23 protein-coding genes and 1 tRNA gene are annotated in these 23,015 nt (G+C 66.2%); 19 read left to right on the top strand and 5 right to left on the bottom strand.

The features are described from left to right. Nucleotides 1-51: 51 nt before the first annotated feature. The 5 genes from infA (at nucleotide 52) to AC3WN8_RS04720 (ending at nucleotide 2,151) form a co-directional block, all read left to right on the top strand. Nucleotides 52-270 (top strand): translation initiation factor IF-1, encoded by a 219-nt coding sequence (infA, locus tag AC3WN8_RS04740; RefSeq protein ID WP_003049127.1) that lies wholly within the window; start codon nucleotides 52-54, stop codon nucleotides 268-270. A 10-nt stretch (nucleotides 271-280) separates the two neighbouring features. Further along, entirely contained in the window at nucleotides 281-871 is a 591-nt protein-coding gene (locus AC3WN8_RS04735) for a Maf family protein (protein WP_492668240.1), read from the top strand. Continuing rightward, nucleotides 864-1,820, top strand: coding sequence for a ribonuclease (locus tag AC3WN8_RS04730; protein WP_492668239.1), 957 nt, complete (start codon nucleotides 864-866; stop codon nucleotides 1,818-1,820). Before AC3WN8_RS04735 ends, AC3WN8_RS04730 begins: the two co-directional genes overlap by 8 nt. Nucleotides 1,821-1,847: 27 nt before the next feature. Then, on the top strand, nucleotides 1,848-2,036 hold the full coding sequence (locus AC3WN8_RS04725; RefSeq protein ID WP_492668238.1) for a DNA gyrase inhibitor YacG: 189 nt from the start codon (nucleotides 1,848-1,850) through the stop codon (nucleotides 2,034-2,036). Nucleotides 2,037-2,075: 39 nt separating this feature from the next. Then, nucleotides 2,076-2,151: transfer RNA gene (locus AC3WN8_RS04720), tRNA-Phe, on the top strand. Nucleotides 2,152-2,192: 41 nt separating this feature from the next. Here the strand turns inward: AC3WN8_RS04720 and AC3WN8_RS04715 are convergent. Beyond that, nucleotides 2,193-2,615 carry an SgcJ/EcaC family oxidoreductase gene (locus AC3WN8_RS04715; RefSeq protein ID WP_492668237.1) on the bottom strand — a complete coding sequence of 141 codons (423 nt, stop codon included), beginning with the start codon at nucleotides 2,613-2,615 and terminating at the stop codon, nucleotides 2,193-2,195. 163 nt (nucleotides 2,616-2,778) lie between these two features. On the opposite strand from AC3WN8_RS04715, the gene AC3WN8_RS04710 reads away from it, so the two are divergent. The 11 genes from AC3WN8_RS04710 (at nucleotide 2,779) to AC3WN8_RS04660 (ending at nucleotide 13,676) form a co-directional block, all read left to right on the top strand. Then, nucleotides 2,779-3,486 (top strand): SRPBCC family protein, encoded by a 708-nt coding sequence (locus tag AC3WN8_RS04710; RefSeq protein WP_492668236.1) that lies wholly within the window; start codon nucleotides 2,779-2,781, stop codon nucleotides 3,484-3,486. 222 nt (nucleotides 3,487-3,708) lie between these two features. Beyond that, the gene (locus tag AC3WN8_RS04705) at nucleotides 3,709-5,511 is read left to right on the top strand and encodes a DUF885 domain-containing protein (RefSeq protein ID WP_492668235.1); all 1,803 of its coding nucleotides are present in this window, start codon (nucleotides 3,709-3,711) and stop codon (nucleotides 5,509-5,511) included. Nucleotides 5,512-5,662: 151 nt separating this feature from the next. Further along, nucleotides 5,663-6,271, top strand: a complete 609-nt coding sequence (locus tag AC3WN8_RS04700) for an outer membrane protein (RefSeq protein ID WP_492668234.1) — start codon at nucleotides 5,663-5,665, stop codon at nucleotides 6,269-6,271. Between the two features lie 185 nt (nucleotides 6,272-6,456). Continuing rightward, a complete protein-coding gene (locus AC3WN8_RS04695; RefSeq protein ID WP_492668233.1) occupies nucleotides 6,457-7,131 on the top strand; it encodes a response regulator in 675 nt (224 codons plus the stop codon). Continuing rightward, nucleotides 7,128-8,474 (top strand): sensor histidine kinase, encoded by a 1,347-nt coding sequence (locus AC3WN8_RS04690; protein ID WP_492668232.1) that lies wholly within the window; start codon nucleotides 7,128-7,130, stop codon nucleotides 8,472-8,474. Before AC3WN8_RS04695 ends, AC3WN8_RS04690 begins: the two co-directional genes overlap by 4 nt. A 59-nt stretch (nucleotides 8,475-8,533) precedes the next feature. Next, nucleotides 8,534-8,929 (top strand): hypothetical protein, encoded by a 396-nt coding sequence (locus tag AC3WN8_RS04685; RefSeq protein ID WP_492668231.1) that lies wholly within the window; start codon nucleotides 8,534-8,536, stop codon nucleotides 8,927-8,929. A 103-nt stretch (nucleotides 8,930-9,032) separates the two neighbouring features. Next, nucleotides 9,033-9,485, top strand: a complete 453-nt coding sequence (locus AC3WN8_RS04680; RefSeq protein ID WP_492668230.1) for a BA14K family protein — start codon at nucleotides 9,033-9,035, stop codon at nucleotides 9,483-9,485. 254 nt (nucleotides 9,486-9,739) lie between these two features. Then, nucleotides 9,740-10,354, top strand: coding sequence for a LysE family translocator (locus AC3WN8_RS04675; RefSeq protein ID WP_492668229.1), 615 nt, complete (start codon nucleotides 9,740-9,742; stop codon nucleotides 10,352-10,354). A 258-nt stretch (nucleotides 10,355-10,612) separates the two neighbouring features. Beyond that, complete coding sequence (locus AC3WN8_RS04670) at nucleotides 10,613-11,659, top strand: TIR domain-containing protein (RefSeq protein WP_492668228.1); 1,047 nt, start codon at nucleotides 10,613-10,615, stop codon at nucleotides 11,657-11,659. A 4-nt stretch (nucleotides 11,660-11,663) separates the two neighbouring features. Then, nucleotides 11,664-13,445 carry a tetratricopeptide repeat-containing protein gene (locus AC3WN8_RS04665; protein ID WP_492668227.1) on the top strand — a complete coding sequence of 594 codons (1,782 nt, stop codon included), beginning with the start codon at nucleotides 11,664-11,666 and terminating at the stop codon, nucleotides 13,443-13,445. 81 nt (nucleotides 13,446-13,526) lie between these two features. Further along, nucleotides 13,527-13,676 (top strand): hypothetical protein, encoded by a 150-nt coding sequence (locus AC3WN8_RS04660; protein WP_492668226.1) that lies wholly within the window; start codon nucleotides 13,527-13,529, stop codon nucleotides 13,674-13,676. A gap of 13 nt (nucleotides 13,677-13,689) precedes the next feature. Here the strand turns inward: AC3WN8_RS04660 and AC3WN8_RS04655 are convergent, their stop codons facing one another. Further along, nucleotides 13,690-14,010, bottom strand: coding sequence for a hypothetical protein (locus AC3WN8_RS04655; protein ID WP_492668225.1), 321 nt, complete (start codon nucleotides 14,008-14,010; stop codon nucleotides 13,690-13,692). Nucleotides 14,011-14,196: 186 nt separating this feature from the next. Between AC3WN8_RS04655 and AC3WN8_RS04650 the strand changes: the two genes are divergently transcribed. Beyond that, nucleotides 14,197-14,904 carry an LCCL domain-containing protein gene (locus AC3WN8_RS04650; protein WP_492668224.1) on the top strand — a complete coding sequence of 236 codons (708 nt, stop codon included), beginning with the start codon at nucleotides 14,197-14,199 and terminating at the stop codon, nucleotides 14,902-14,904. Nucleotides 14,905-15,003: 99 nt separating this feature from the next. Here AC3WN8_RS04650 and AC3WN8_RS04645 read toward each other — a convergent pair whose 3' ends face one another. Together AC3WN8_RS04645 and uvrA are read right to left on the bottom strand one after the other, a co-directional pair. Beyond that, a complete protein-coding gene (locus tag AC3WN8_RS04645; RefSeq protein WP_492668223.1) occupies nucleotides 15,004-15,462 on the bottom strand; it encodes a PA2169 family four-helix-bundle protein in 459 nt (152 codons plus the stop codon). Nucleotides 15,463-15,607: 145 nt separating this feature from the next. Further along, entirely contained in the window at nucleotides 15,608-18,553 is a 2,946-nt protein-coding gene (uvrA, locus tag AC3WN8_RS04640; RefSeq protein WP_492668222.1) for an excinuclease ABC subunit UvrA, read from the bottom strand. Between the two features lie 193 nt (nucleotides 18,554-18,746). Between uvrA and AC3WN8_RS04635 the strand changes: the two genes are divergently transcribed. Continuing rightward, a complete protein-coding gene (locus tag AC3WN8_RS04635; RefSeq protein WP_492668221.1) occupies nucleotides 18,747-20,432 on the top strand; it encodes an N-acyl-D-amino-acid deacylase family protein in 1,686 nt (561 codons plus the stop codon). 252 nt (nucleotides 20,433-20,684) lie between these two features. Further along, nucleotides 20,685-21,917 (top strand): dicarboxylate/amino acid:cation symporter, encoded by a 1,233-nt coding sequence (locus tag AC3WN8_RS04630; protein ID WP_492668220.1) that lies wholly within the window; start codon nucleotides 20,685-20,687, stop codon nucleotides 21,915-21,917. A gap of 142 nt (nucleotides 21,918-22,059) precedes the next feature. Here the strand turns inward: AC3WN8_RS04630 and AC3WN8_RS04625 are convergent. After that, nucleotides 22,060-23,015 (bottom strand): serine hydrolase (locus AC3WN8_RS04625; RefSeq protein ID WP_492668219.1); only part of this gene is annotated, 956 nt, incomplete at its 5' end.

Genomic DNA, 23,015 nt, shown 5'->3' with positions numbered 1-23,015 from the left:
AGTTTGGCGCTAAGGCGGCGCGGATTTTCCCGATGATATTTAAGAGAATGCATGGCGAAGGAAGAACTTCTGGAAATGCGCGGGCAGGTGGTGGAGCTTCTCCCCAATGCCATGTTCCGCGTCCGGCTCGAGAATGACCACGAGATTCTCGGTCACACCGCCGGTAAGATGCGCAAGAACCGCATCCGCGTGCTCGTGGGCGACGAAGTGCTCGTCGAACTCACGCCGTACGACCTGACCAAGGGTCGGATCACCTATCGCTTCAAATAAGGACCGGGCCGTGCGCCTCGTCCTCGCATCGGCCAGTCCGCGCCGTGTCGACCTGCTTGCGCAGATCGGCGTGACGCCCGACGCGATCGATCCCGCCGATATCGACGAGACTCCGCTCAAGGCCGAACAGCCCGCCATCTATGCGCGCCGCGTCGCCGCGGCGAAGGCGGCGATGGTCGCCGCGCGCCAGCCCGATGCGCTGGTGCTGGCCGCCGATACCGTGGTGGCGGTCGGGCGCCGCATCCTGCCAAAGGCCGAGACCGAGGCCGAGGCGCGCGACTGTCTCGCCTTGCTCTCCGGCCGCCGCCACCGCGTGCTGAGTGCGGTCACTTTGGTCCGTCCCGACGGCATTGCGCGTCACCGGCTGTCGACCACTATCGTCGCGTTCAAGCGGCTGAGCGCCGCCGAGATCCAGGCCTATGTCGCGAGCGGCGAATGGCACGGCAAGGCCGGGGGTTATGCGCTGCAGGGACGCGCGGGTGCGCTGATCCGCTTCGTCGGTGGCAGCCCCTCGGGCGTGATCGGCCTGCCCGTGTTCGAGACGCGGGCACTGCTCGAAGCGGCCGGTTATCCGATGGCGCCGGAGCAGGTCCTTGGCTGAATGGCTCTATGAGGACGGGATCGGCGAGGCGCGCGCCGCTTTGGTCGCCGATGGCGAGATACTGGAAGCGATGATCGAGCCCGAAAGCACCGGCCTGCGTGTCGGTGCGGTGGCCGATGCGCGGCTGACCGAGATAGTGGTGCCGCGCCTCAGCGGGCGCGTGATGCTGGACGGCGGCATGGAGGCGATGCTCGACGGCATCCCGCCGGGCACGACGCAGGGCGCGGCGTTGCGCGTCCGCATCGTCCGCGAGGCGATTCCCGAATCCGGCCGGCCCAAGGCGGTGAAGGCAGTGGCAGCGCTGCCCGACGAGGTCGTGCGGCCCGGCCCGAGCCTGCTCGAACGCATCCGCGCCAACGGATCGCCGGTGCGCATTCTCCAGCCGCACGAACCCGATCTGCTCGAGGCGGCGGGCTGGTCCGAACTGATCGAAGAGGCGGAGAGCGGCGAGATCGCCTTTGTCGGCGGCGCGCTGCGCATGTCGGTCACGCCCGCGATGACATTGTTCGACGTCGATGGCGGTCCGCCGGTCGAACCACTCGCCATTGCCGGCGCCACCGCCGCCGGCCGTGCGATCCGGCGGATGGGCATTGGCGGTTCGATCGGCATCGACCTGCCCACCTTGCCCGGGCGCCAGGCGCGTCGCGCCGCGGCGGAAGCGCTCGACGCGGCCTTGCCGCAACCGTTCGAGCGGACCGCGGTCAACGGGTTCGGTTTTCTCCAGATTATCCGCCGGCGGTTGCGCGCATCCCTGCCCGAACTGCTGGCCGCGGATCCCGCCGCCGCCGCGTTGCGCGCGGCGCTGCGCCGCGCCGAACGCGATCCGCCCGTCGGCGGAACGCTGCACCTGACGCCGCGCGCCTATGCGCTGGCAAGCACGCGGCCCGACTGGATCGACGCACTCGCACGCCGCACCGGTCGGCCGATCGCGATCGCGCCGCTTCAATAACGCGGCACGAACGACTATCTGGGCATCATGAGCAAGACCGATTCCTGCCCGCTGTGCGGCGCGCCCGCCAGCGTCGACAACACCCCTTTCTGCAGCCGCGGCTGCAAGGATCGCGATCTGCTGCGCTGGCTTGGCGAAGGTTATCGCATCCCCGGCCCGCCCGCCGACGGCGCTCTTGGCGAAAAGCCGTCAAACGGGCTGGACAGCGAGCACTAGCCTTCTCTATAGGCGCCACTTCCGCGTTCGCGGCGAGATGCCCGGGTAGCTCAGTTGGTAGAGCATGCGACTGAAAATCGCAGTGTCGGCGGTTCGACTCCGTCCCCGGGCACCATCTCTTTCCGGCCTTGATCACCGATCGCACGCGCCCCGCATTCAGCGGCGCAGAACCGTGGCTCCTGTCATCGGATCGGTCAGCGTCACATTCTCGAGCGCCTGGATGCGCCATTCGCCGTCGCGACGCGTCACCACCGCGAGGATCAGCGTGTCGACCTGATGCGGTCCGGCCGGATGCGCGGCGCCCGCGCCGAGCCGCGACCAGAAATGCAGGATCGCCGCATCGTCGGAGATCGGATCGACATCGGGCGGATCGATCGCAAGCGTCGAATCGCGATAGATCGACGCGTGGATGCCGGCATGACCGGCGACGATCTGGTCGACCCCGCGCCAATAGGTTCCGAACCGGTTCACGAAGGTCGCATCGGGATGGAACAGCCGGCCAAAGGCCGTCATGTCGTGCCTGTTCCACGCGTCCTGGAAACGCGTGGTGATATCTGCCGGCCCGGTGCTCTGCATCATCATGACTGTCCTTGCGGATCCTGCCAGCCGGCTAGCAGATCGGGCGGATAGCGTCGATCTTGCCCTGCCGGGAGGGCGGCATGGCGATCGCTGCGGGCGCGGAGCGCACCGGTTGTTAACCGGCGCCGGATAGCACTTGCCCCGCAATAAAAGGGGGTGCGGGATGAAAGCGGCGGTGCTGGGATTGATGGGTGTGGCGGCCGCTGGCGTTTATGCGGCCAGCGGGTCCGGCGGCGCGCGCCATGAGCGCATCATCGATGAGCCGCCGAACGCCGTATACAATGCGCTCGCGGCGGGGGCCGCGTCGTTGAAGAAGGAACGTATCGAGAATTTCAAGCCGATGCCGACCGCGCCGCTCAAATTCGGCGAAGAGAATCCGCTGCCCGGCAAGACGATCACCTTCGTCACCGAAAGCGTGACCGGCGAATCCGTATCGATCGAGGTGCTGGCCGATGGCGATGAAATCGCCGATATCGACTTTACGGTGAAGCCCGCGCCGGACGGCAAGACGATACTTGTCGGCAGCTTCGATCTGGATGGCGGGCCGCTCAACATGAAGCCGCACTTCGCCCTGCTCGAAATGGCGACCGGCAAGCTCATGGACGAAGTGGTGAAGGGCGCGGAGAAGGGAGACCTCACCGAGTTCGCGGCCATCGATTCGGGGACGTTCCAGGGACTGCTGGACAAGGCGGATGCCAAGGAGCGCGGCATCGTGGAGCATGACCCGTCCGAAAGCGTCGATCTGCGCCGTCGGGAACGCGAGGAGGCGATGACGGCAGCGGCGAAACCGTCGACCGAATCGCTGGGCTATAATCCCTCTGCCGGTCTCAGTCCGAAACCCAATGTGTCGCTGTCGGAGCGATCCCGCTGAACGGCGCTGCCACGTCGGCAATCTGCTCGCCCCGGCACCGCGACCTCTCCCGTCGACCGGTCATTTAGACGCATCTGGGGTACCGGGGTGCTTTGAACTGCCGGCTGCGACCTATTATGTCGCCGGAACTCTTCGTTTCTGGAGGTGTGTGGAGGTGGCAATCATGTTCGGACCTGACAACGAAGCGCGATGCCATCGACAAAGCGCGTCCGGTCTTGCCGCATGATCAGCCGTCGACATCTGCTGCTCGCCGCCGGCTCGGTCGCTTTTGCCGGAACCGCGCGTGCCGCCCCGCCGGGCGATGGCGCCGGGCTGACCGCGCTGATGGACCAGGCGATGCAGGATGCGCTGCTGGACTCGCCGCAATTGATGACGATGACCGGCATGGACACCGGCCCGCATGCGGCGGCCAGGACGCGCCTCGACGACCGCTCGGCCGCCGGCCTGCTTCGCCTGAAGGCGCTGATGCAGCGAATGAAGGACGGGCTGGGCCGGTATCGGCTGGCCGATCTGCACGATACCGACCGCCTGAATTATCAGGTGGCAGCCGATCTGGCGGCCTCGACGTTGCGCGGTTTCGATTTCCCTTATGGCGATCCCGGGGTCGGTGGCGCGGTGCCCTATGTGATCTCGCAGATGACGGGCAGCTATCAGTCGGTCCCCGGTTTCCTCGCGCACCAGCACGGCGTCGCCACCGTCGCGGATGCCGAGGCTTATCTGTCGCGCCTCGCCGCTTTCGCGACGGTGCTCGATCAGGAGACCGAGCGCGCGCGGGACGACTATGCCCGGGGCGCGACCCCGCCGGATTTCGTGCTGCGCCGAAGCGAACAGCAGCTACGCGGCATGATCGCCGGTCCGGCGGCACAGTCGGAGCTGGTGGCGAACCTGACCGGCCGCACCACGGCGAAGGGACTGGCCGGCGATTGGGAGCGCCGCGCCGCCGGCATCGTCGCCGAGCGGGTCTATCCCGCGCTACGGCGTCAGGCCGACCTTCAGGCCCGGGCGCTGCCCGGGGCATCGCACGACGCCGGCTGCTGGCGCCTGCCGGACGGCGAGGCCTATTACCGTTATGGCGTCCGCTCGTTCACGACCACCGACATGAGCGGCGAGGATATCCACCGGCTCGGCCTGGAACTGGTGGCCAGGCTGACCAAGGAGGCCGACGCGATCCTGGCGGCACGCGGCCTGACGCAGGGCTCGATGGCGCAACGCATCGCCGCGCTGCGCAAGGATCCGGCCTATCTCTATCCCAATACCGACGCCGGGCGCGCGGCGGTGCTGAAGGATATCGACGGCATGATCGCCGGCATGCGCCGCCGCCTGCCCGACTGGTTCAACGCGCTGCCCCAGGCCCCGGTCGCCGTCCAGCGCACGCCGCCGAGCGTCGAGGCGGGCGCCCCGGGCGGAACCTATCAGCCGCCATCGGTCGACGGGGGGCGGCCGGGCCTGCTCTCGATGAATTTGCGCGACACCGCCGAATGGCCGAAATTCGACGTGCCGACTTTCGTCTATCACGAGGTCCTGCCCGGCCATCATCTGCAGAACGCGCTGGCGATGGAGGCCAAGGGCCTGCCGCTGCTCCGCCGCATGCCTCTGTTCTCCGGCTATAGCGAAGGCTGGGCGCTCTATGCCGAACAGCTGGCCGACGAGATGGGCGTCTATGCCGGCGATCCGCTCGGCCGGCTCGGCTATCTCGCCTCGCTGCTGTTCCGGGCGGCTCGGCTGGTCGTCGATTCCGGATTGCACCACAAGCGCTGGAGCCGCGAGCAGGCGATCCGCTACATGATCGAGACGCTGGGCGACGCCGAGACGTCGGTGACCCGCGAAGTCGAGCGCTATTGCGTCCAGCCCGGCCAGGCCTGCGGCTATATGCTCGGCCATCAGGTCTGGACCCGTTGCCGCGACAGGGCCCGTGCCCGGCTGGGTGCACGGTTCGACATCAAGGCCTTTCATGACGCCGGACTGCTGACCGGTGCGCTGCCGCTGGCGGTGCTCGAAACCCATCTGGACGGCTGGACGGGATAGGCGCGATCGGCGCCCTTCAGGAGCTGTGCGGTACGCGCCGTTCGCAAACATCCGGCGGACGCAATGCTGAGGCAATTCACTGGGCGGAAAGCCCGCCGGCCGCTGCCGCATATGCGGGGCGGTCGACCAAGGTCCAGTGAAGGAAAAACAGATGAAGAGTCGAATTCTTGTTGCGGCAGTATGCGCGATGGTGCCGACCGGCGCATTCGCGCAATCCGCGGATGAAGGCAGCTTCAGCGGTGTGAAGATCGGCGTTTCGGCGGACTATCGATCCTATGAGGGAGACTATGCGCTTCCCCGGATCGCCACTGCCGTCGACGCCGATCGCGGCGGCTTTGGCTATCGGGGGCATGCCGGTTTCGACATGGAGCTGGGGCACATGTTCGTCATCGGCGCCGAAGCCGGGATCGGCCGGGGCGGCAAGAGCCTGAAGGCGAAGAGCAGCACCGGCGAATATTCGCTCAAGCCGGGCTGGACCTGGGATGCCACGGCGCGCGCCGGCTTTCTTCCCGCCAAAAATGTCCTGATCTATGGCCGTGCGGGCTATAGCTGGCTGCGCGTCCGGGAGAAGACCGACTTTGCCGCAACCACCAGCAAGGACATCAAGACCGGCTCTACGGAAAGCGGCCTTCTCTATGGCGGCGGCATCGAGACCGCCATCGCGCCGGGCTTTTTCGTTCGCGCCGAATATGATCGTATCAATTATCGGGACGGACTGAAGGCGTCACGGACGCAGCTGGGCGTCTCGATGGGTTTTTAGAGTGATTTCGAGGCAGGTGGAATCACCTGCCGGCTCGGAAATCACGGCAAACAAAGGGATCTGGAGTCGATCCGGTTCAATCTGAACCGGATCCACTCCAGAGCATATCCCGGGAACCGGACGGGTGGGCGAGCACGCACCCCGTCCGGTTCCCTTTCGGACGGACATGAAGCGGGGGCAAGGCTGTGAGGATATTGCTGATCGAGGACGAGCTGGAGATGGCCGCGGCGCTCCGGCTGGTGCTCGAACGCGAGGGTTTCGTCATCGACCATGTCCATAGTTTCGCCGATGCGGGGGAAGCCGCGCTCAGCGCGGATCATGATCTGGTGCTGCTCGACCGGACCTTGCCGGACGGGGACGGCCTCTCGCTTCTCCCCGAATTGCGTCGCTGCAATGCCGGGGTTCCCGTCATCGTCCTGACGGCCCGCGGCGAGATCGCCGACCGTGTGTCCGGGCTGGATCATGGCGCCGACGATTATCTCGCCAAACCCTTTGCCATGGAAGAATTGCTGGCGCGGATCAGGGCGGTTCGCCGGCGTCCCGCGAGCCTGGCCGCCGAGCAGGTTCAGCTTGGCGATCTCGTGTTCGACATGGCGCATGACGAGGCGCATGTCCGCAATGCGCGCCTGGATCTGCCGCGACGCGAGCTGCGCGTGCTGGCCGCGCTGATGCGCCGTCGGGGGCGCACGGTCCTTCGTCCCACGCTCGAACAGGCCGTTTACGGGTTTGACGACGAGATCCAGTCGAACACGCTCGACTCCCATATCTCCCGGCTGCGCAAGAAGCTCGTCGAGGCGCAGGCCGGCGTCGAAATCCATGCGATCCGAGGCGTGGGTTATCTTCTGCGTCGCGCCTCATGAGGTTTCCCGGGAAGCGATCGCTCAAGCGTCGCCTGATCGTCCAGCTCCTGCTGTTCCATGTCGTCGTCTTGTTCGTCTTCGGCTTGGCCTTTGTCGCGTTTCTGGTGCGCGCGGACATGGGCGGCGTTCTCGTCGATGCGCAGATCACGGAGATTGCGGCGCGGGCGATCGAGCGGCGAGCCGACGGCCGGCTCGAACTGAAGGACACCGACGAGATCAGGGCGCTTCGGACGGCGGTTCCAGACTATTGGTTCGTCGCGCGCAGCAGTCGCGGCGAGATCGTCGAGGCCGGTGTGGTGCCCGATGCCTATAAGCTGCTCAGTCGGAATCTGGATCGGTTGAGCTTTGCCGACATCCGCGACATTCGTAAGCCCTATCAGCTTTCGGCTGTCATCCGCACGGCCGACGGCCCTGCCGGCACATTCACCGTCCTCGGCAATGGGCGCCTTTTCAGCCTGACCTTCGTCGTCCTGTTCCTGTCCAACCTGCTGATGGTCCCGATCCTGCTGCTGCTTGCGCTCATCACGATCGTCGCGATCCCCTGGATCGTCAGCAGGGCATTTGCCGGCATGGCGGCCATTGCCCGGGAAGCGGAGCATATCGATACCGATCGGCGCGGATATCGGCTGCCGGAAGACGATATCCCCAGCGAAGTGATCCCGCTGGTCCGGGCGATCAATGGCGCCCTGCACCGGCTGGACGAAGGCTATGAGCGGCACCAGCGTTTCGTCGTCGATGCGGCGCACGAGCTTCGTACCCCCATCGCGATCCTGCAGGCCAAGATTGAGGGGCTGGAGGATGCTGATATCGCAAACCGGCTCGGACGCGATGTTGGGCGGCTTGCCACTCTGGCCGAACAGCTCGTCGATCTGCAACGCATCGACCGGGGTGTGTCGCTGTCGAACGGCATCGATCTTGGGCTGATCGCGCGGACCGTCGCCGCGGACCTTGCGCCCATTCTGATCGCCAATGGCTGCGAGGTCGAAGTGGCCGGTCTCGACCCCGTTGCTGTGTGGGGTGATGCCGGCGCGATCGAGCGGATTCTGTCGAACCTCATCCGCAACGCAATCGAGCATGGTGGAAACCATGTCGTCATCCGTGCGCATGAAAATGCCATCGAGGTCGAGGACAATGGACCGGGCATCCCGGCGCATGAGCGCGAGCGGATCTTCGAACCATTTTATCGCCTGCGCGCGCGGGCGACGGGCGCAGGGCTGGGCCTGAATCTGGTTCGGCAGGTGATGGATCGGCATCGCGGACGGATCGAGGTGTCGGACGCGCCCGACGGCGGCACGACGATACGGCTCGAATTTCTCCCGGCCGCGCAGCGTCTGCAACCCTGACGCAATCTTCATGGCGTTGGCTGTGCAGCGATCAAATCCAGATTCGACTGCGAGGTTTCATGAAACGCCAGAGTCCGACATTGTTTGCCGGCCGAATTGCCCTGCTGCTTGTATCGACGCTCATGGTCGGCGGATGCTCGACCGACATCATGCGCGGCTATATCGGCCGCCCGCCGGAGTCGGTCATGGCCAAATATGGCCCGCCGATCGATGTCAGAGACTTGCCCGGCGGGCGGCGCGCCTATCAATGGCTCGAGGAATCCACCACCACCACGCCCGGCACCGCGACGACCCGTGTCGAGCACAAGGGGCGCGGAAACCGGCATCCGGAAATCAAGACCGAATATACGCCGAGCACCACCGAGACGGATCGGTGCTTCTACACCTTCTATGCGAACCGCGTGGAGGACGGATGGCTGATATATGATTTCGAAAAGCCGAGATTCGGTTGCTGAGCGCGCACCCGGAAAGCGCCCCCGGGGCAACGCCAGCTATGCGCAATGTCCATCGTGTCTTGTCCGGAAACGGCGCTGTTGGCCGTCAGTCCGGAGTAGAAAAATGGTCGCTCGACTCGGAAAATACGCCCTTGCCGTGGGAGCCTTTGCCTGGCTCGCCGGAGCCATGCCGCTCTCCTCCGCCGCGTTCGCGCAAGATGGACAGGACCAGCGCTGGAGCCATCGGCCGCCGCCCCGACCGATGGGGCCGTCGTTCTCCGACAATTGCCGGGGGCTGCATGGTCGGGACCGGGTACGGTGTGATTGCGATCGCGATCGCGATCGGCGTGGCTGGCGGGAGCGCGAACGGCGCAAGGACGCCAGGACCGACGGGATGGTGGCGGGTGTCGTCGGCGCCGCGATCGTCGGCGGCGTGATTGCTGCGATCGGAAGCGACAACAAGAAGAAGAAGGAGCGCCGCGAACGGCGTCGCTACTGTCTCGATCGCTATGGCAATTACGACGCGCGAACCGACAGCTATCGGGCCAGGGATGGCCGCTTCTATCCCTGCGAATAGCCTGCGCTTTCAAATCCCTGACATATTGCGTTCCGGGTATGTCCCAGTGTGCCCGGAACTCTGGCCCCAAGGTCGATCCGAGGGGGCGATCTGCCGGCTCGTGGACATTGCGGTCCGCGAGCCGGCCTTTTTGGGGAGCGGATCTTGCGATCGGGCGTGATTGTTCACGCTTGCGAGGCGTACCAACCCATGCGAAGCCACCTGCATCATCGGAACAGGCAGGTGAGGGCCTGCCACCATCGGAGCAGTCGGCCATGGACCTGACCGGGATCATCGTCTTTTCGATCGCGCTTCTCGTTGCCGCGGTATCGCCGGGGCCCGGCATCGCCGCGATCCTCGCCCGTGTTCTCGGGCGCGGTTCCAATGGCGCCGTCGCCTTCACCGCGGGCATGGCGATCGGCGACGTCGTCTGGCTGTCCTGCGCGATCGTCGGGCTCGCCGCACTGGCGCAGACCTTTTACGGGGTTTTCGTCGCGATCAAATGGGCTGGCATCGCCTATCTCATATACCTCGCCTGGAAGCTCTGGACGGCGCCGGTCGTCGCACGCGATGTCGAACAGGACGCGCGGCCCGAACATCCGGTCAGGCTGTTTCTGGCCGGCCTCGCGCTGACATTGAGCAATCCCAAGACGATGATGTTCTATCTCGCCCTGCTGCCGACGATCATCGATCTCACGCGCATTTCGATGCTGGGTTATTTCGAACTGGTGGCCGCGACGCTTGCGGTTCTCGCCTTGGTGTTCGGCACCTATATCTATCTCGCGGTCCGCGCGCGGCGGCTGTTCACCAGCCCGCGCGCGATCAGGGTGCTCAACCGGACGAGCGGCGCGGCGATGGCGGGCGCGGCCGTGGCGGTTGCGACCCGCTGATCGCCTGAGACCCGCCGGCCGATCGCGCCCGCGTCACCCGATCGGCGGAGCGAAAGAAGGTCATCGGCGACGAAGCGCAACCTCTGCGTGCCGGTATCGACGGCGGTGATGGCGATCGGGCTCGTTGCCGAGCGGCGTGGGCACGAGGTTCGCACGGGTCGTGTTTTCGCTCCCCGCGTCATGCTGTGCCCGCGATCACTTGCCGCCTCATCGGCCTGGTCTATACTCGCTTTTCAACCGGACAGGCAGGACCCAGCCATGGCGGATATCTTCATCAGCTATTCCCGGAACGACCGCGACCGGTGCATCGCGATCCGCGACGCGCTCGCCGCGCTTAAGGTCGGAATCTGGTTCGATGCCGGGATCGGCGCCGGCGCGTCGTTCGATCGCGAGATCGAGCGTGAGATCGAAGCGGCGAAGGCGCTGCTTGTGCTCTGGTCCGAAACCTCCGCCCAGTCCGACTGGGTCCGCAACGAGGCGCGCACCGGCAAGGAACGCAGCGGGCTGATCGCCGTCCAGCTCGAGCCCTGCCAGCTGCCGCTCGAATTCCGCTCGATCCAGGCGGAGGTGCTGCCGGCGGGCGCCGAAGGCACCGACAATCCGGTGTGGCTCGGCATCGTCGCGCGTATCGGCGAATTGCTCGGCCGCCCGGGGCTGGCCGAATATGCGCGGCTGAGCCGGACGGGCAGCATCGACGACTGGAAACGCTGGCTGGCACGCTACGCCGCCGATCCGCTGGCATCGGACGTGATCGACACCATCGTCGAGCGCGCCATGCCCGATATGCGGCAGCAGCTTGCCGGCGAGCGCGCGAAGCGGGCGGCGCTCGAAGCCGAGCTGGCCGAACAGGTCGATACGGCCAAGGCGCAATCGGGCGAAGTCGCGACCGGCGCACGCGAAATGGTGCGCATGCGCCGCGAGCTGGACGAGGCCCGGACGGGCCAGCAACAGGCGGAGATGGAGCTTGCCCGCTTCCGCGCGGCATCGGGCACCAAATCCGGCCGTTCGGACAGCGGCCTGGCCGGGCTCGGCATCGTGCTGGAGAACCGGCTGGCGCTCTATGTCGGTGCGCTGCTCTGGGTCGTCGCCATCTGGTTCTGCTGGGGACCGCTCAAGAAACTGATCGACGGCTATGCCGGGTTGGGCGAGGTCTTCGGCCTGGCCTTTGGCATCGTCGCGCTGATCGTGCCCGCGATCATCGTCACCGCCAAGCTGCTGCGCAAGCGCGCGGCCCTGTCGCGAGAGGCGGCGGCGCAGGAGGTTGGCGTGCAGGACGACGGGCCCGTGGACGCGGCAGCGGACTGAACCGATGACCGATGCGCTCGATCGCGCGCGCCGGGCGATCGCACGCGGCGACCTGATCGCGGCCTATGACGAAGCCGTCTCGGCGATCGGCGAAGGCGACGAGTCGCCGGCGATCCGTCATCAGCTCGTGCTGGCGCTGGCCAGGATGGGCGATGCCGATCGCGCAGCCGAGCTGTTCGGCGAATATGGTCTCGATCGCTCCGACGACCCGCATCACCGCGCGATCGCCGCGCGCCTGCTCAAGGATCGTGCGTTGGCGATGCTGACGGGCGCTCGCCGGCTGGGCGCGCTCGCCGCCGCGTCCGATGCCTATCATGCGCTGTTCGTGGACAGCGGCGATCCCTATCCCGGCATCAACGCCGCCAGCCTGGCCGCCTTGTGCGGGCGCGACGATTCCGCTCGGGCGATCGCTACGGAGATATTGGCGCATCCGCAGGTCGGCGATCCGCGCGACTATTATATGGCGGCGACCGGTGCGGAGGCGCTGCTCATCCTCGGGCATGTCGCGGAGAGCGAGGCGATGCTGCGCCGGGCCGTCGCGCTCGACGGCGCCGATCATGGTGCGCGGTCGACCAGCTGCCGGCAATTCGCCGTGCTTGCCGCGCATCTCGGGCTCGACGCGGATGCCGCCGACCGCTTGCTGGACGCGATCCGGCCGCCGCGCGTGATCCATTTTTGCGGGCATATGTTCGTGGCTGATGCCACCGCCGAAGCCGCTCTCGCCGCGGAAGTCGGGCGGCGGCTGGCCGCGGAGGATGTCGGCTTCGCTTATGGCGCGCTTGCGGCCGGCGGCGATATCCTGATCGCGGAGGCGGTGCTGGCGCGCGGCGGCGAACTCCATGTCGTCCTGCCCTTTGCGCGCGACGATTTCATCGCCCAGTCGGTGCTGCCCGCCGGGGCTGGATGGGTCGAACGGTTCGAACGCTGCATGGCGGCGGCGGCCAGCCGGACCTTCGCCAGCGAAATGGCCTATGTCGGCGATCCCGATCAGTTCGCTTATGGCAGCCGTGTCGCAATGGGGCTGGCGGTGCTGCGCGCCCAGCATCTGGGCGGTGTGCCGCGGCAACTCGCGATCTGGGATGGCGCGGCGGCGGCGGGATCGGCGGGCACCGGCGCTGACGTCGCCACCTGGCGCAGACGCGGCGGGACGACGCTTGTCGTCGATCCGGGCAAGATCGACCGTGCGCTCAGGCCGCGGCCGGCGGGGGCGGAGGAACAGAGCGAGCGGGCGCTGGCGGCGATCCTGTTCACCGACTTTCCGGGCTTTTCGCGATTGGCCGAAGCGGTGCTGCCGGCATTCTGGAACGGCGTGATGCGGCATGTCGCCGATGTGCTCGACGAACGCGAGGGCGATGTGTTGTGCCGCAACAGCTGGGGCGACGCGCTCTATGCGGTCGCGTCGAGCGCCGCCGCCGCCGCGGAGATCGCGCTGATGCTCCAGCAAAGGCTAAGCGATTTCGATTATGGCGCGCTCGGCCTGTCGCACAGCGGCGGCATGCGGATCGGGGTGCATTACGGCCCGGCCTATCGCACGCTCGATCGCATCACCGGGCGCATCAATTTCTACGGAACCGAAGTGTCGCGCGCCGCGCGCATCGAACCGGTGACGCCGCCCGGCGCGGTCTTCGTCACCGAGCCCTTCGCGGCGATCCTGACGCTGGAGGCGCCCGATGCGTTCCGATGCCGCTATGTCGGGCGGATCGCGCTGGCCAAGCGCTATGGCACTTATCCGATGTACCGGCTGACGCGCGTCGATGCGGGTGCGGAGAGTGCTGCGTCGCGATAATCTTCGCTGCGCTGCAGCGATTTGAACCATCGGCCGACCCGGCTGTTTGCCCTTCACGAACATCAATCGGAGGGATGCGCGATGACGATGCCCACACAGGATTCAAGTGCGCGTCGTCCGATCGCACCGGGTGCCGGCAAGCCGGTGGCGCGCGCCGATCTGCTGGCGACCTATATGCCGCCGCACCAGCCGCGCGCGGTGCTGCCCAACCGGGTCTTCCGCGGCGGTTGAAATCGCGGGCGTTTCAATCCTCGCGTGTAAAGGGTTCGTCGGTGTCCTCGATGCGATCCGCGCGGTCGCCATCGTCCTCGATCTCGTCGTCATCGGCATCGCCGCCGCCCAGGTCGGGAACGATGTCGGTCTGCACAACGCCACGTGCACCGCGTGGGCCCAGGCTTTCGGCTTCGAGGATCTCGGCGCGCTGGCTGTCGTCATAGCCGTCATCGGCGAAGTCATCCTCCGGACCCGCACCGATCCGGCCATCGTCGCCGGGGCTGCCCGATTGGCCCTTCTCCTGCTGCGCCTCGGCAAAGGCTTGCCTGATCTGGCTGTTGTCGATGGTCATGCGCGGTCTCCTGTGCTGCACGACTGAACGGCCGGGGAGCGGCGGATGTTCCTCTATGAGGTCGAGCGCTGAACGGACGGGTGACGCAATGATCGCTGCAGTTCGATCGCCACCCGATCGCGCCGCCGGATTTGTCGTTCCGGCCCCGCAATGTTAGCCTCCGGTGGAAATCTGGGGAGACATTGCATGATACGCATTGCCCTTGCCGCGGCGACACTGGTTTTCGGGGCGGCCGTTTCCACGACATTTGCCGATCCCGTCGCTGCGCAGCCTATGCCGCCCGGCGAATGCCCCGCCAAGCTCGAGTCCGGTCGCCAGACTCTGGTCTGCCATTGCTCGTCCGAGGCGGTTGCGGCCGGTTCGGTCTGGGGGTCGGATATCTATACCGATGATTCGCAACTCTGCCGGTCGGCGCTCCATGCCGGCGCGGTGCGCGAGGATGGCGGCACCATCCGGGTCGACGCTCGCCCGGGGCGCAGCGCTTATGCCGCATCGACGCGGCGCGGCGTGGCATCGAGCGATTGGGGATCATGGTCGCGCAGCTTCGTCGTCGCGCGCGCCACCGCCGCCAATTCGGTTTCGCCCGGCTATCCCGAGACGACGGTGGCGATCTGTCCGGCCAGCGCCGGCGTGCTGGCGACGGCGGGCACGACGCTCACCTGCCGCTGCCCGGCCGAAGCCGCCGCTTCGGGTTCGGTCTGGGGCAGCGGACCTTATACGACCGACTCCGCGATCTGCCGCGCTGCGCTCCACGCCGGCCTGATCGGCCCGCGCGGCGGCACCGTCACGATGCGCGCAGTACCCGGGCGGTCAAGCTATGCGGGCAGCGAGGCCAATGGCGTCAGCACCGGCGACTGGGGAAGTTATCCGACGAGCTTCGAGTTCGTCCAATAGGATGAAGGTCCACGCCAATTGGCGCTAGGTCCGAACAGACCCACCCCTAACCCCTCCCGCAAGCGGGAGGGGGATTGGCTGAACTAAAAGCCGGAAACCTTAGCTCGCGGCTTCCATCGAATGCTTCAGGTCGCGCATCTGGTCATGGCCCTGGCGGACCGAGCCATAGGCCTGTTCGATCACGCCGCGGGTCTGGGGCGTCAGATCGTCATCCTTGAGCGCATCCTCGAACTTCGCCTTGATATGATCCTCGCCGCGTTCGACTTCGTTCACGATCGCCTTTTCATCCTTGCCCAGCACGGCGGATTTGAGATTGAGGAACATGCGGTGTGCGCCGGCGAGCGCGGTGCCGTCATCTTCGGGATTGCCGCCCAGGCGGGTCACTTCGGTCTGCAGCAGCGTCAGGGCCTGGCGACGCTCGGACGCGCGATCGGTGAAGATCGAGCCAAAGCGGCCGCTATCCGAATCCTTGGCGGCTTCGGTATAGCCATCGACGCTGTCGATCGTCGTGGCGATCAGCGAATTGAGCGTACGGATGTCGTGGCTGGTGTCGGTCATGGAAAATCTTCCTTCAGGTAGAGGAAGTTGTCCAACGAGCGGGCCGATACGAAAGACCCGGGGGCCGAACGCATTTTTCGGGCGGCATGACGCCGGCATCGACTGTCGGGTTATATGCCGCGAAGAGAAACCGACACGGACAAATTCACTCCGCCGCCTCGCCCTCCAGCGCCAGTTCCTTCGCGGGTGCTTTCTTCCCCCGCACCAGCAGCGGCTTCAGATAGCTGCCGGTGAAGCTGCGCGGATTCTCCGCGACCTTCTCCGGCGTGCCTTCGGCGACGATCTCGCCGCCCTTGACGCCGCCTTCGGGGCCCAGGTCGATGATCCAGTCGGCGGTCTTGATGACGTCGAGATTATGCTCGATCACCACGACGCTGTTGCCCTGTTCGACCAGCGCGTGGAGCACTTCGAGCAGCTTGCGGACATCCTCGAAATGCAGGCCGGTGGTCGGCTCGTCGAGGATGTAGAGCGTGTTGCCCGTCGCGCGGCGGCTCAGTTCCTTGGCGAGCTTGACGCGCTGCGCCTCGCCGCCCGACAGCGTCGTCGCCTGCTGGCCGACCTTGACGTAACCCAGGCCGACTTCGGCGAGCATCGCCATCTTGTCGCGGATCGGCGGCACCGCCTTGAAGAATTCGACTGCGTCCTCGACGGTCATGTCGAGCACGTCGGCGATCGACCGGCCCTTGAACTTCACTTCCAGCGTTTCGCGATTGTAGCGTGCGCCGTGGCAGACGTCGCAGGTGACGTAGACGTCGGGCAGGAAGTGCATCTCGATCTTGATCAGCCCGTCGCCGGTGCAGGCCTCGCAGCGGCCACCCTTGACGTTGAAGCTGAAGCGGCCGGGCTTGTAGCCGCGCGCCTCGCTCTCGGGCAGGTTGGCGAACCAGTCGCGGATATTGGTGAAGGCGCCGGTATAGGTGGCCGGATTCGATCGCGGCGTGCGGCCGATCGGCGACTGATCGATGTCGATCACCTTGTCGAGATGTTCGAGCCCGGTGATCTTCTCATGCTTGCCCGCGACCATGCGCGCGCCGTTGAGCGCGCGCGCCGATGCCGCATAAAGCGTGTCGACGGTGAAGCTCGACTTGCCCGATCCCGAGACGCCGGTGATGCAGGTGAAGGTGCCGAGCGGGATCGACGCGGTGACGCCGCGCAGATTGTTCGCGGTCGCGTTGTGCACCGTCAGCTTCTTGCCCGTGCCCTTGCGGCGCTTGGCCGGCACCGGCACTTCGCGGCGGCCGGCGAGATAGTCGCCGGTCAGGCTGTTGTCGTTGGCGAGGATATCCTCCAGCCGGCCCTGCGCCACGATCTCGCCGCCATGGACGCCCGCGCCTGGCCCCATGTCGATGATATGGTCGGCGGTGCGGATCGCATCCTCGTCATGTTCGACGACGAGCACGGTGTTGCCGAGGTCGCGCAGGCGGCGCAGCGTCGCCAGCAACATGTCGTTGTCGCGCTGGTGCAGGCCGATGCTCGGCTCGTCGAGCACGTAGAGCACGCCCGAAAGCCCGCTGCCGATCTGGCTGGCCAGGCGGATGCGCTGCGATTCGCCGCCCGACAGCGTGCCGCTGGTGCGATCGAGATTGAGATAGTCGAGCCCGACATTGTTGAGGAAGCCGATGCGCTCGACGATCTCCTTCAGGATCCGCTCGGCGATCGCGCGCTGCTGGTCGCTCAGATGGTTGGGCAGATCGGTGAACCAGGGGAGCGCGTCGACCACCGACATATGGGTGACCGTGCTGATATCGGTCATCGCGATCTTGACCGCGAGCGCCTCGGGCTTGAGCCGAGCGCCTTCACACACCTCGCACGGCGCGGCCGACTGATATTTGCTCAGTTCCTCGCGCATCCAGGCGCTTTCGGTCTGGAGCATGCGGCGATTGAGATTGCCGATCACGCCCTCGAACGCCTTTTTCACTTCATAGGATTTGCGGCCGTCCTGGAAACGCAGGGTGACGGGCTTGCCGCCGGTGCCGTGCAGGATGATCAGCCGCACTTCGCCCGGCAGGTCCTGCCACGGGGTTTCGAGCGAGAAGCCGAACTCGCGCGCGAGGCTGGCGAGCACCTGCATGTAGTAAGGCGAGGGCGGGTTGGATTTCGCCCAGGGCACGACCGCGCCCTTTTTGAGGCTCAGTGCATGGTTGGGGACGACGAGATCCTCGTCGAACAGCAATTTCTCGCCCAGCCCGTCACAGGCCGGGCAGGCGCCCTGCGGCGCGTTGAAGCTGAACAGGCGCGGTTCGATCTCGGCGATGGTGAAGCCCGAGACCGGGCAGGCGAATTTCTCCGAAAAGACGATGCGGTTCTCGGGCACGCCGGCGCCCTTCATCGCGCCGCCATCGGCGCCCGCGGTCTCGCGCCCAGGCACCGGGCCGTCGGCCATGTCGGTATAGGCCAGGCCATCGGCCAGTTTCAGCGCGGTTTCGAAACTGTCGGCCAGCCGCGTCTCGATGCCCTCGCGGACCGCGATGCGATCGACCACCACTTCGATGTCGTGCTTGTATTTCTTGTCGAGCGCCGGCGCGCTTTCGATGTCGTGGAATTCGCCGTCGATGCGGACGCGGGTGAAGCCCGCTTTCTGCCATTCGAGCAATTCCTTGCGATACTCGCCCTTGCGGCCGCGCACGACGGGGGCGAGCAGGTAGAAGCGCGTGCCCTCCGGCAATTGCATCACGCGATCGACCATCTGGCTGACGGTCTGCGCCGCGATCGGCAGACCGGTCGCCGGACTGTAGGGAATGCCGACACGCGCCCAGAGCAGGCGCATATAATCGTAGATCTCGGTGACCGTCGCGACGGTCGAGCGCGGATTGCGGCTCGTCGTCTTCTGCTCGATCGAGATCGCCGGGCTCAGCCCCTCGATATGATCGACATCGGGTTTCTGCATCAGTTCGAGGAACTGGCGCGCATAGGCCGACAGCGACTCGACATAGCGGCGCTGCCCCTCGGCATAGATGGTGTCGAAGGCGAGCGACGATTTGCCGCTGCCCGACAGCCCGGTGATCACTGTGAGCGTGTCGCGCGGAATCTCGACGTCCACGCCCTTCAGATTGTGCTCGCGCGCGCCGCGCACCGAAATATGAGTCAGCATGGGCCGGTTTGTTCCAGATTTGTTCTTGAAGCGCAAGCGGGCGCGCGACGGTGTAGATGGGTTGAGGGGCGACGGGCGACAAGACGCTGCGTGGTTTCGTGTCGCTCGAACGCGTCGATTGCTCGAATGGAAAAACATTGCTCCAGTCGCGCTCGATAATTGCCAATCCTGAAAACCCGGCTAGGCTGGCTCCATGAAACGCACCCCGCTCCTCCTCCTCGCCCTTTGCTCCACCACCGCGGCCTTCGCCGGAGCACCCCCGGCCTATGACGTCGTGATCCGCGGCGGCACGATCTATGACGGCTCGGGCGGTGACGGCTATACCGGCGACGTCGCGGTGAAGGGCGACCGGATCGTCGCGGTCGCGCCGCGCGTCGAGGGCAAGGGCAAGACCGAAGTCGATGCGCGCGGGCTCGCGGTATCGCCGGGTTTCATCAACATGCTGAGCTGGGCGAACGTCTCGCTGATCATCGACGGCAAGTCGCAGAGCGACATCCGCCAGGGCGTGACCTTGGAAGTGATGGGCGAAGGCAGTTCGATGGGGCCGCTGAGCCCGGAAATGAAGGCCGCTGCCGAGCGCCGCCAGGGTGATGAGCATTTCCCCGTCAGCTGGACCACGCTGGGCGGCTATTTCGACTTTCTCGAGAAAAAGGGCGTCTCGACCAATTTCGGGAGTTTCGTCGGCGCGGAGACGGTGCGTGTCCACGAACTGGGCGAGAAGGATGTCGATCCGACGCCCGAACAACTCGACCGGATGCGCGCGCTGGTGCGTCAGGCGATGGACGAGGGGGCAATGGGTGTGGGCAGCTCGCTGATCTATGCGCCGGGCACCTATGCCGAAACGCCCGAGCTGATCGCGATCACCGCCGAGGCGGGCAAATGCGGCGGCATGTATATCAGCCATATGCGGTCCGAAGGGGACCGGCTGCTCGAATCGATCGACGAGCTGATCGAGATCTCGCGCAAGTCGAAGACCCCGGCCGAGGTCTATCACCTCAAGATGGCGGGGCGGACCAACTGGGCGAAATACGACCAGGCGATCGCGAAGATCGAGGCCGCGCGCGCCGAGGGGCTGCGCATCACCACCGACATGTACACCTATCCCGCGGGCGCCACCGGGCTCGACGCGGCCATGCCGACCTGGGCGCAGGATGGCGGGCTGGAGGCGTGGATCGGGCGGATGAAGGATCCGGCGACGCGCAAGCGCATGGCCGAGGAGATGAAGAAGCCTGCCACGACATGGGAGAATTATTTCTACGGCGTCGGCCCGGCCAATATGAAGTTCACCGGTTTCAAGAATCCGGCGCTGCGCAAATATATCGGCAAGTCGCTGGCCGAGGTCGCGGCCGAACGTGGCAAGCCGGCCGAGGAAGTCGCCATGGACCTGGTGATCGAGGACGGCAGCCGTATCGACACCACCTATTTCATGATGACCGAGGACAATGTCCGCAAGCAGGTCGCGCTGCCGTTCATGAGTTTCGGATCGGACGCCTCGTCGCAGGCGCCCGAAGGCGTGTTCCTGAAATCGAGCACGCATCCGCGCGCCTATGGCAATTTCGCGCGGCTGCTCGGCAAATATGTCCGCGATGAAAAGGTGATCACCCTGCCCGACGCGATCCGGCGGATGAGCGCCTTTCCCGCGTCGAACCTGGGCATCAAGGATCGCGGCTCGCTGAAGCCCGGCCTGTTCGCCGATATCGCGATCTTCGATCCGGCGACGATCACCGATCATGCCACCTTCGAAAAACCCCAGGTCTATGCCACCGGCATGCGCCATGTCTTCGTCAACGGCGTGCAGGTGCTCAAGGACGGCGAACATACCGGCGCCACGCCGGGCCGCGCGGTGCGCGGGCCGGGCTATGGCCAGTGCAAGGGTTAGGTCGACGCCCAATCCGTCGACAAGGCGACCCGCATCGTCACCCTGAACTTGTTTCAGGGTCCATGTCGAAAGCCACGCAACAGTGCGGGTTGTGGCCTGGATGCTGAAACAAGTTCAGCATGACGATGGAATGTCCTTCGCGCAGCGGTGATAGCGACCGACTCTGAAGAACGAATTAGGGGGCATATGCACGAACACGCCCAGGCCATCGTTCCCGCTTGCCGCGATGCGGCTTCGCGTTAAACCTGTGTCATGTCGAATACCACACGCATCCTGATCGCCCTTGTCGCCGGCCTCACGCTCGGCATCATCGCAGGGCAGACGGGGTGGGGAGACCTGGCCAAGGTGGCGGAGCCGATCGGCACGCTATGGCTTGACGGTCTGCGCATGACGATCGTGCCCTTGGTGGTCGCGCTGATGATCACCGGTATCGCCCGGACCGCGGACAGCGCGCGGGGCGGGCGGCTGGCCTTCCGCTCGGTCATCCTGTTCGCGATCGTGCTGTGGCTTTCCGCGACCATCGCGGCGCTGCTCGTGCCGGCGGTGCTCCAGCTCTGGCCGATCCCCGGTGAATCCGCCAAGGCGCTGAGCGCGGCGCTGGGCACGCGCACCGAAAGCGTCGGCCAGGCGCCGAGCGTTCTCGATTTCCTGCGCACGATTGTGCCGACCAACCCGATCGCCGCCGCCGCATCGAGCGATTCAATGCTGCCGCTGATCCTGTTCGTCACCGTGTTCGCGATCGCGGTCACGCGGCTGGGCACCGAGGCGCGCGAGCGGATCGTCGGTTTCTTCTCCGCGATCGAACAGGCGATGCTGGTCATTGTCGGCTGGGTGCTGCTGATCGCGCCGATCGGCGTGATCGCGCTTGCCTTCGTCGTCGGCGTCAATGCCGGCACCTCCGCGATCGGGGCGCTGGCGCATTATGTCATCGTCGTCAGCCTGGCGGGTGTGGTGGTCTGGGCGATGGCCTATCCGCTCGCCATTTTCGGCGGCAAGGTGAGGCTGGGCGATTTTATCCGCGCGGTGGCGCCGGCACAGGCGGTCGCGATCTCGACGCAAAGCTCGCTCGCGTCACTGCCCGCGATGCTCAAGAGCTGCGAGAAGCTGGGCATCCGGGCCGAGACCGCGGGCGTGCCGCTGCCGATCGCGGTCGCGATCTTCCGCGCGACCGGGCCGGCGATGAACCTGGCGGTCGCCATCTATATCGCGCACTGGTTCGGCATCCCGCTGACGCCGAGCGTGCTGGCCACCGGCCTGGTCGTCGCGGCCGTCACGACGATGGGATCGGTCAGCCTGCCCGGACAGATCAGCTTCTTCACCTCGATCGCGCCGATCGCCGCCGCGATGGGTGTGCCGCTGGAACCGCTGGCACTGCTGGTCGCGGTGGAGATGATCCCCGATCTGGTGCGCACTGTCGGCAATGTCACGATGGATGTGGCGGCAACCACCGCGGCGGTGCGGCGCGGGGACAAGGCGGAGGGTTAGGCTGGCGCGTAAGAGTTGAGCCTGTGGGCTAAACCCGTTCGTGTCGAGCGAAGTCGAGACACGCTGCACGGTCCCCAACGTCCCTCGACTTCGCTCGGGACAAACGGTGCAGGTTGAATTGACGCGCGGAGTGACCCAAACGTCAGTTGTTCGCGATGATCGCCCGCGTCACTGCCTGCATCAGGCTCATCCGTTCGGGGATCGGCCGCGTCGTCTCCCCGATCATCACGGCGACCGCATAGGTGCGGCCGTCGGGTGCGGTGAGCAGGGCGATGTCGTTATAGCCGGTGGCCCGCCCGCCCAGTTCCTGGCCCGTGCCGGTCTTGTGTGCGAAGCGCCAGCCGGGCGCGAGCCCGCCCTTGAGGCGTTTCGGCCCGGTCTTGGACTCGGTCATCACCTGGATCAGATAGTCGGTCGAGCGGCTCGACAGCATCTCGCCGCGCTTCAGCCGGGCCAGGCCGTTGACCAGCCCCACCGCGGTCGCGCCATCGGGTGGGCTGGCGAGATAGCGGTCGAGCGCGGCCTCGCGCGTCTGGCGGCTCAATTTGTTGCGCGCTTCCTGGAAGGCGATGCCGCGCGAATAGCTTTGCTGCCAGGTGAGGCCGGCCGTGCCCGCCTGGAGCAGCCGTTCGCCGGGGCCGAAACGGATATCGGTCAGCCCGTTGCGCGCGAGAAAGGCGCGCACCGCTTCGGGCCCGCCGGCGCGGCGGAGCAGCGCGTCGTTCGCGGTGTTGTCGCTCTGCGTCATCGCGCGGTCGAGCAGGTTCGAGATCGTCGTGACATAGCCGTCCTTGCCGACCAATGCGCGGATCGGCTGATGGAACAAGGTCAGGTCTTCCGGCCGGATGGTGACGCTGTCGGACAGCGAGATCCGGCCCTTGTCGACGCCGTCGAGCAATGTGGTCGCGACCCAGAGCTTGCTGACGCTCTGCTGCGGCATTGGGCGCCGGCCATTATATTCGATCAGCCAGTCCTGATGGACATCGCGTACGGCGATGCCGACGCTGCCCGAGAAATTCGCGCCGAGCGACCGGATCGCATTCTCCAGCGCGCGTGAAGCCTGGACGGGGCGGGCGGCGGGCGGGGCGCTGGGCCGCT

The organism is Sphingobium sp. FW305-3-2-15-F-TSA7 (genome assembly GCF_058787155.1).
Note: the sequence above shows the minus strand (reverse complement) of the source record. Positions and strands in the feature narration are given on the sequence as shown.

Excerpts from the sequence above, each read along its gene's own strand:
- AC3WN8_RS04705 (WP_492668235.1), top strand. The coding sequence starts at position 3,709 with ATGATCAGCCGTCGACATCTGCTGCTCGCCGCCGGCTCGGTCGCTTTT.
- AC3WN8_RS04660 (WP_492668226.1), top strand. The coding sequence starts at position 13,527 with ATGACGATGCCCACACAGGATTCAAGTGCGCGTCGTCCGATCGCACCG.
- AC3WN8_RS04690 (WP_492668232.1), top strand. The coding sequence starts at position 7,128 with ATGAGGTTTCCCGGGAAGCGATCGCTCAAGCGTCGCCTGATCGTCCAG.
- AC3WN8_RS04715 (WP_492668237.1), bottom strand. The coding sequence starts at position 2,615 with ATGATGCAGAGCACCGGGCCGGCAGATATCACCACGCGTTTCCAGGAC.
- AC3WN8_RS04685 (WP_492668231.1), top strand. The coding sequence starts at position 8,534 with ATGAAACGCCAGAGTCCGACATTGTTTGCCGGCCGAATTGCCCTGCTG.
- infA (WP_003049127.1), top strand. The coding sequence starts at position 52 with ATGGCGAAGGAAGAACTTCTGGAAATGCGCGGGCAGGTGGTGGAGCTT.
- AC3WN8_RS04655 (WP_492668225.1), bottom strand. The coding sequence starts at position 14,010 with ATGACCATCGACAACAGCCAGATCAGGCAAGCCTTTGCCGAGGCGCAG.
- AC3WN8_RS04670 (WP_492668228.1), top strand. The coding sequence starts at position 10,613 with ATGGCGGATATCTTCATCAGCTATTCCCGGAACGACCGCGACCGGTGC.
- AC3WN8_RS04650 (WP_492668224.1), top strand. The coding sequence starts at position 14,197 with ATGATACGCATTGCCCTTGCCGCGGCGACACTGGTTTTCGGGGCGGCC.
- AC3WN8_RS04675 (WP_492668229.1), top strand. The coding sequence starts at position 9,740 with ATGGACCTGACCGGGATCATCGTCTTTTCGATCGCGCTTCTCGTTGCC.
- AC3WN8_RS04630 (WP_492668220.1), top strand. The coding sequence starts at position 20,685 with ATGTCGAATACCACACGCATCCTGATCGCCCTTGTCGCCGGCCTCACG.
- AC3WN8_RS04665 (WP_492668227.1), top strand. The coding sequence starts at position 11,664 with ATGACCGATGCGCTCGATCGCGCGCGCCGGGCGATCGCACGCGGCGAC.
- AC3WN8_RS04680 (WP_492668230.1), top strand. The coding sequence starts at position 9,033 with ATGGTCGCTCGACTCGGAAAATACGCCCTTGCCGTGGGAGCCTTTGCC.
- AC3WN8_RS04725 (WP_492668238.1), top strand. The coding sequence starts at position 1,848 with ATGAGCAAGACCGATTCCTGCCCGCTGTGCGGCGCGCCCGCCAGCGTC.
- AC3WN8_RS04635 (WP_492668221.1), top strand. The coding sequence starts at position 18,747 with ATGAAACGCACCCCGCTCCTCCTCCTCGCCCTTTGCTCCACCACCGCG.
- AC3WN8_RS04645 (WP_492668223.1), bottom strand. The coding sequence starts at position 15,462 with ATGACCGACACCAGCCACGACATCCGTACGCTCAATTCGCTGATCGCC.
- uvrA (WP_492668222.1), bottom strand. The coding sequence starts at position 18,553 with ATGCTGACTCATATTTCGGTGCGCGGCGCGCGCGAGCACAATCTGAAG.
- AC3WN8_RS04710 (WP_492668236.1), top strand. The coding sequence starts at position 2,779 with ATGAAAGCGGCGGTGCTGGGATTGATGGGTGTGGCGGCCGCTGGCGTT.
- AC3WN8_RS04700 (WP_492668234.1), top strand. The coding sequence starts at position 5,663 with ATGAAGAGTCGAATTCTTGTTGCGGCAGTATGCGCGATGGTGCCGACC.